4 protein-coding genes are annotated in these 7,601 nt (G+C 42.7%); 2 read left to right on the forward strand and 2 right to left on the reverse strand.

The features are described from left to right. Positions 1 to 102 precede the first annotated feature (102 nt). A complete protein-coding gene (locus ACM0OY_RS38775) occupies positions 103 to 351 on the forward strand; it encodes a hypothetical protein (RefSeq protein ID WP_414574026.1) in 249 nt (82 codons plus the stop codon). 93 nt (positions 352 to 444) lie between these two features. Beyond that, positions 445 to 1,323, forward strand: a complete 879-nt coding sequence (locus ACM0OY_RS38780; RefSeq protein ID WP_414574027.1) for a DUF928 domain-containing protein — start codon at positions 445 to 447, stop codon at positions 1,321 to 1,323. A gap of 8 nt (positions 1,324 to 1,331) precedes the next feature. On the opposite strand, the gene ACM0OY_RS38785 is transcribed toward ACM0OY_RS38780, so the two are convergent. Then, positions 1,332 to 3,956, reverse strand: coding sequence for a CHAT domain-containing protein (locus tag ACM0OY_RS38785; protein WP_414574028.1), 2,625 nt, complete (start codon positions 3,954 to 3,956; stop codon positions 1,332 to 1,334). 153 nt (positions 3,957 to 4,109) lie between these two features. After that, positions 4,110 to 7,220, reverse strand: a complete 3,111-nt coding sequence (locus ACM0OY_RS38790; protein ID WP_414574029.1) for a filamentous hemagglutinin N-terminal domain-containing protein — start codon at positions 7,218 to 7,220, stop codon at positions 4,110 to 4,112. Positions 7,221 to 7,601: the final 381 nt, after the last annotated feature.

Consider the following 7,601-nt stretch of genomic DNA (forward strand, 5'->3'; position numbering starts at 1 on the left):
TTGGGAATAGTAATACTTTTACCTCCTGCCTCCTGCCTTCTGCCTTCTGCTATATATCCGAAAACAAGTCTGTAGTGCTTTATGCTACTTTTGAAGCGCGGAATGTGGGTTAAAAAGTTTGACTTTCATTTTAATGCCAGTTTTGCTGCCCTTAATATTGCCAAGCTCGATGCTCATCGACAGCAGTTGGGTCAAAAACCTTTTGTCTTTTCAATGGCGAGTGTCAAGCGACGAGCACTCAATGACCATTTGCTCGACACCTTTATTTCAACGTTAGGTCTCTCACCGACTGTAATTAAATCCCATCCTAACTACCAAAACCTAGGAGCTTACGGCGTTATTGCTGCCTAATTTTGTTCGAAGTATTGTGCATAACATAAGTTGATTATGCTGATAACTATACATGATAGGGGATTCCAAATTTCCTTTTTAATAGGAGGTGAAATGTCTAGGGATATCTATGCGTTTGTAGTGTTAGCATCGAGAAATATGAAATGGATGCTAACAATTGCTCTGATTTTGAGCAGCGTTACCTATTATCCAGCAAAGGTAACAGCCCAAACTAAACAACCAGCAACGACTAAGCAGCCCATACAACCAACCAAAGGTAGGACTTCACCTCAAGGGCGTAACTCTCGACCAGTTTTTGTTTTGCCAAAAACACCTGCTCGGTTAAGTCCTATCTCTGGGCGTAGAACTGGAATGGGTAGCCGGGATAATTGTCCTGCGGTGACAACTGAACTCACTGCTTTAGTACCGTTGCGAGAGGAACAAGAACAAAAGGTTAGTAAACAAACAGACAAACCAATTTCAGCGATTGTGGGGGGACTAACCACCTCTGAACGACCAACCTTTTGGTTTTACGTTCCCTACACTCAGGATTTAACAGCTAGTGCTGAATTTATCTTACAAGATAGTGCACAAAACGATATTTATAGGAATGCGATCGCACTACCTCCAAAACCTGGTGTCATCGGAGTTTCTCTCCCACCCAATGCATCCTTGCAAGTAGGGAAAACATATCACTGGTATTTAAAAGTTCCTTGCAATCAACAACAAACAGCGAGTGTTCCTATTTATGTAGAAGGAGACATTCAAAGAGTCAATTTAGATTCTCGGATAATGCAGCAGTTGGAAACAGCAGTCGATCCGCAACAAAAGGTTGCAATTTATGCACAAGAAGGTATTTGGTTTGATTCTCTGACTATGCTGGCACAAATGCGCCAGAAGAATCCTCATGATACATCTGTTGCTTCCGATTGGCAAAGTCTATTGAGATCTGTCAATTTGGATAATGTTGCTACGGCTCCTCTGGTAAAATAACTGTTTGTTTACAACCAATTACCAACTAACACGTAAGTTGCCCAGTAAAGAGGACGAGTGTATTGCGAACTAGACAGTAGCTTTAATTGAGCTTCCCGTAAAGCTTCTGCGGTAGTTTTGCCAGTTGTTAACTGATGGTAGAATTCACTAACAAACAAAGCAGTGGATTCATCCCCAATTTGCCATAGAGACGCTAGAGTACTCCGCGCCCCAGCACGCAGGGCAACTCCTGCTAATCCCAATACAGCACGGTTATCTCCTTGTGCTGTTTCGCAAGCACTCAAAACAAGTAATTCAACTGGTTCTGTTAGTTTTTGCTCTCTACTTTTAAGCAAACTATTTAATTCACTCACATTGATGCGTCCATCAGCTGCTAGGATAAAAGTGTCTTTTGCTTTAGAGCTAAATTGCCCGTGAGTTGCCAAGTGAACAACTTTAAAAGGTTGAGCGTTGATGGTTTTTCCTAAAGTCGTACTGGTAAAATTTTTATCTAATAATGTAGTTGTCGATACCCCTGATTCCTGAATTAATTTCAGTTCAACTTTAACGTAGGGAAGTGCTGCAAACTTTTCATTTTTGGGTGGTTGCGATAGTCCTCCAGCAAGGGCATTTAATTTTTTCTGTCCTAGAGGTTTGGGAGGAAATAGTTGCAGTCCGGGGCTAATAACTACAGAGTATTTTTGGACTAAATACTCTCTGCCATCATACAATGCAGACATCGGGATATTTCGCAATAACCCATCTGGAATAAAGACCAGAGTATTAACTTTACTATTTTTAAGGTCTGTTTCAACTGGTTTAATTAACCAGTTATAAAGCTGTTGAGAAACTGCTTGAAATTGCAGATTAGCATCAGGTTCGACTATTGTCTCTCGTATTTTTGTAATAACTTGCTCTACTTGCTGACGGTTGACTTGAGAAGTTTTATGAATCAACGGTTGCTTGGGAAGTTTGATAATAATTTGTAAATAATTATCTAGGATAATCGGGTAGAAAATAGCAGTATTCGGGTTGTCGCGGTCTACTACTTTGTCTAGAAGCACAAATTGGTTACTTAAGCAAGCTTCTCGAAAAAAATTGTCAAGTTCTGCAACTTGCAAAGCTTCTATTCGCTGTCGTGCTTTATCTAAATCTGGTTTTCCTTGTCCTTTCTCTTGTAAAATCAACTCTACAGACTGCCGATAAAGAGGTTCTATGCGATCGCGAAAATTGAACTGCACGTCTCGATTAACCGCGACTAAATCGCTGCGAAGAGACTGAAGAGTTGTTACAGCAGCATCATAAGCAGATATGGCGGCTTCGATATTTCCCTGTGCTTTGAGTAAGCGTCCTAACTGCCACTCAAGGCGATAAGCTATATCTGAGGCATCAATTTTTTGAGCTAGAAACAGCGCTTGCTGCGTTAAATCCTGTGCTTCTGGCAATTGTTGGTTCTGCTCGTAAACTTCTCCCAAGTTGCCCAGTGCATAAGATTCGGCCCGTTCATCACGGATTATTTTGGCTTGGTGAATACTAGTTGCCAGAATCTTTGCAATGTCTTTTTTGTTACCAATTGTGGTTAGCGTCTGAGCAAAATTGATTCGTGCATAAATACCAGCTTGATTGCTAGGCAGATTCGGGACTTGAGATTGGATTGTGGGTATTAATGACTTTGCTTCAGTGATGCGTTCGTTTTTGACCAGCAAACTCAGCTGATTAATCAGGGCTTGAACTTTGGCTAGAGGGTTTGGTGCAATTTTGGCAGCATTTTCATAATGAGCGATCGCATCTTTAATATTACTTAACGATCTAGCAGTATTACCGAGGCTAAATTCCGTCAAACTAATTTCTAGAGGCAGTTGCAGACGTTGAGCAATTTTTAAGCTTTGTTGTAAGTTTTTCTGGGATGACTCTAGTTCGCCTAATTGTTGTAAGACATTGCCAAGCGATCGCAAAGCTGTTACTTTTACAAGAGAATCAGGTTGAGCTTGTAACTGTTTGGATACTTCCTCTAATATATTCAAGCTACGGCGGTAAAAACCAGCAACTCGTAGGGCTTGTGCTTGGTTAATCCGGCTGCGCGTTACTCCAGCAGTATCACCTAATTTCTTCCAGATTTGCTCTGCTTGTTGTGATGTTTTTATAGATGCATCAGTTTGTCCCTGTGCTAGTTGCAATTCGCCCTGAATATTTAGAGTTTGTGCAAGAATTTCTAACAATTCAGATTTTGGATTGTTGACATTTAACTTTTGATTTATCTCATCCCAGCCAAGCAAATTTAAGCTATTGTCAATAGTTGCATAAGCTTCTTTCCAGGAGCCGAGTTGCTGGTATACAAGACAAAGGTTAGTCAGCGCTGCGGCTTGTGCGAGGTTATTGCTTTCTCGCTGATAGGTACGGACAGCTTGTTGTAGAACATTTACAGCTTCAGTAAAGCGTCCAGCTTGATAAAGCTCTTCTCCTTGCTCAAGAAGTGCCTGTGGTTTTGTAGCTGGGGGTTTATTGGTTTGGATGTGAAATCTGTCTGGTAAATTTGTTTTTTGTTGTTTAGCGAATGTGCTAGGGGTAATAGTCAGGAAAACAGCAAGGGTAAATAGGAGTACGGGAGTTACCGTAAATCTAATTACTCGCTTTGGCAGCTGAAATTTTGCCATATTTCACACCTCCCTGAGAGGATGTTTGAAAAGTCAAAATGTATACCAAAAACCTCACTTCCATTCCTCTCTCCTGCAAGGAGAGAGGCTTTGAAACCCCCATTCCCTTGTAGGGAAGGGGGGTAGGGGGGTTAGGTTTTTGAGGTTTAAATGTTACCAAAAATACTTTTCAAACAACCTCTGAGATACCGGGCAGGAAGCAGGTGTTTGCCAAGGACTGTGGGGGTTGAGTTGAGGAACTTGTGTTACTAATTCTATGTTGCCATTGGGATTAATTACCCAGCCAGAAGCTTCCACAATTGGAGTTTTAGCAGCAATTTTGGTAGTAGTTGAAACTGCTGTTGGTTGTGGCTGAGTTGTTGTGTTTGCCAAGTTTTCTGATTTTGACCTTAATCTCACCCAATCTGATAAAGTAGTTGAATCTTGTAATGGTTCAGCGGGACTTATGGGTAGTCCGCCGCGTCCTGTTGCCACAAATGTATTTTGGAATTGCCGAGTTCCAGGAGTGCAGGCGGTGGAAATTTGCCTAGAAGCATCAACTAAATTAATTGGGAGTTCGACTAAGCCGAGAGTGGGGTCAATATCAGGTGTAGTGATTTGCACATTACCGCTCAACCTGCGAGTTCGCCCTGTGGCGGTGATATCGCTTGTGTTTCGGGAATCTACATTCCGGAACTGAATACCAAAGATACCTTTAGTATTGATTCTGATATTCCCGCCACGAAAGTTAGCAGATTTAGCGGTGATGTTGCTATTTTCAAAGCCAGCCAGGACATCGGTATTAATATTGATGTTGCCGCCTCTAACGTTTGCTCCTCTCGCATCGGTTGTGATGTTGCTATTGCCAGTCATGATTAAATCTTTTGAGTTAATGTTAATTGTTGCCTGTTCTCTATCCCGGTCAACTTTGGGGCTGCCTGTATTGGCGATGAGTAAGGCATTTTTGTTTAAACGGATAGAGCGAGCATTTAATGTCATGTTGCCTGCGGTTCCTGTTCTGGAACTCTGCACGCTTACTCTTGCCCCATCTCGTACTAGTAAGGTATTGGTTTTGACTGTCAAATTACCCGCATCTCCTGTTGAGTTTGAGCTTGCTCGTGCAAACAAGCCACTGCCAAACTGACCATCAGCGCTTCTACCAATCAGTTGCACATCAGAGGCATCAACGCTCAAATTTCCCCCGTTACCCGCACCGGAAGTGCCAGTATCTGCTTGTGCTCCATCTCGTACTAGTAAGGTATTAGTTTTGACTGTCAAATCACCCGCATCTCCTGTTGAGTTTGAGCTTGCTTGTGCAAACAAGCCACCAGGAAACCGACCATCAGCACTTCTACCAATAAGTTGCACATCTTGAGCATCAACACTCAATTTTCCCCCGTTGCCCGCACCGAAAGTGCTAGTATTTACCCGTGCCCCATCTCGCACTAGCAAGGTATTGGTTTTGACTGTCAAATCACCCGCATCTCCTGTTGAGTTTGGCCGTGCAGAAGTAGACAAGCCACTAGGAAACTGACCATCAGCACTTGTACCAATCAGTTGCACATCAGAGGCATCAACGCTCAAATTTCCCCCCTTGCCCGTACCGAAAGTACTAGTATTTACACGCGCCCCATCTCGCACTAGCAAGGTATTGGTTTTAACCGTCAAATCACCCGCATCTTTTGTTGAGTTTGAGTTTGTTTGTGCAAACAAGGCACTAAGAAACTGACCATCAGTGCTTGTACCAATCAGTTGCACATCTTGGGCATCAACGCTCAAATTTCCCCCCTTGCCCGTACCGAAAGTACTAGTATTTACCCGTGCCCCATCTCGCAGTAGCAAGGTATTGGTTTTGACCGTCAAATCACCCGCATCTCCTGTTGATTTTGGCAGTGCAGAAGTAAACAAGCCACTAGGAAACTGACCATCAGCACTTGTACCAATCAGTTGCACATCAGAGGCATCAACAATCAAATTTCCCCCCTTGCCTGCACCGAAAGTTCTAGCACTTACCTGTGCTCCATCTCGCACTAGCAAAGTATTGGTTTTAATTGTTAAATCACCCGCATCTCCTGTTGAGTTTAGCTGTGCAGAAGCACCCAAGGCAATGGGAAACTGACCATCAGCGCTTTTACCAATCAGTTGCACATCAGAGGCGTCAACAATCAAATTTCCTCCCTTGCCCACACCGGAAGTGTCAGCAGATACCAGTCCCCCACCCGAAACTTCTAAAGTCCTAGCACTGATACTGACATCACCTCCCTGTCCCCTTGCTTGTGCTTCCACTTGATTAGTAATCTTACTTTTATTGTTAAGGTTTATTGCGACCGTGGCATTAACGGAAATATTTCCTGCCTTACTATTATCAGAACCTAGTCCAGTGTCTATGCCTGCACGCAGGAAACTCTCTCCCGTCATTTCTAAATTCCGGGCATTAACTGTGATACTACCACCATCGCCAGCAGTTACATTTACTTGAGCGCCATTGCTAAGGAAAACATCGCTTCTTTCTACACTATCGGGAAAACTCAAACGACTATTATTACCATCGCCATTCAACCCAACTGTACCGGCACTAGCTAACCCACCTAACTCTACGAGTCCACCAAAAGCATTCAATCTTCCACCATCCATGTTCACATTGCCGCCTACTAGCAGCAAACTTCGACCATTTGGGACACGCAGACCAAATGCATTTTCGCCACCAGGAGTAGATCCTGCTGATGCAGTCGAACTATTTTGAATCGGTGCTGCCGCAATTTGATTAAATAATAAGGCATTTGAATTTACTGTTAACAACGGTGAAGGTGCTTCTGGATTCGAGGCACTGAAAAATCCCAGATTGCCAAATCCTATGGCATTCGCTGTTGTGGCAACAAACGAACCGCCGATATTCAAACTGGCATTTTTACTAAAAATAATCCCATTGGGATTCATCAGAAACAGGTTTGCTTTACCCAACACACGAATCGACCCATCAATGTTTGAAACACTTGAGCCAGTGACTCGTGTGAAAATGTTTTGAATATCGAGTGCATTATTGAAGAAAGCTGTTTGATCAGTGGGAACAGAAAACTCCCGAAAACTGTGGAACAGATTAGCGCCTCTTGTGGTTCCATCCGAAATGACTCTAGTATTGCCATCTAATCTAACGTTGGAATTAGTTGGCAGAGTGTTATCTGGCGTAATTTGTGCGATCGCGCTATTTGTATATAAGACTATTGCACTCGCGATCGCAATTCCTAGACCTTGCCACCAGTACAAACATATAGATACTCCAGACATTGCACTCTCCTATTGAAAAGGAAATTTAGCGAGTGAATCTTCAATTAAGTATAGGTATCAGGGTGCTCGACTTATTCACAAGCTTTGGATATCAACACATTTCTCGCTTCTGCTATGACTTGCAAAAAACGAATCGTCATCATCTAAAGCAGGCATTGTTGTCAAGTATAGTGCAGTGGGAATTCGGTTAAAAAATATTAAGCTAACCGTCATTAAAAGCTCAAAACTTATAGTTCAAAGGGGTGTAGGGGAATAAGGATTGCATAGTGGTAGGGGAGCCAGTGCTATGGGAAGGCAATGCGGTCAGAAGGCCAAGCTAAAAAACTTCTGATTCCCAGCCGTGAATAAAATTATCTCACTGCTACCAATTAAGAATCAGAA

This window comes from Nostoc sp. CCY 9925, from assembly GCF_963920935.1.
GTDB lineage: Bacteria > Cyanobacteriota > Cyanobacteriia > Cyanobacteriales > Nostocaceae > Nostoc.

Excerpts from the sequence above, each read along its gene's own strand:
- ACM0OY_RS38785 (WP_414574028.1), bottom strand. The coding sequence starts at position 3,956 with ATGGCAAAATTTCAGCTGCCAAAGCGAGTAATTAGATTTACGGTAACT.
- ACM0OY_RS38790 (WP_414574029.1), bottom strand. The coding sequence starts at position 7,220 with ATGTCTGGAGTATCTATATGTTTGTACTGGTGGCAAGGTCTAGGAATT.
- ACM0OY_RS38775 (WP_414574026.1), top strand. The coding sequence starts at position 103 with ATGTGGGTTAAAAAGTTTGACTTTCATTTTAATGCCAGTTTTGCTGCC.
- ACM0OY_RS38780 (WP_414574027.1), top strand. The coding sequence starts at position 445 with ATGTCTAGGGATATCTATGCGTTTGTAGTGTTAGCATCGAGAAATATG.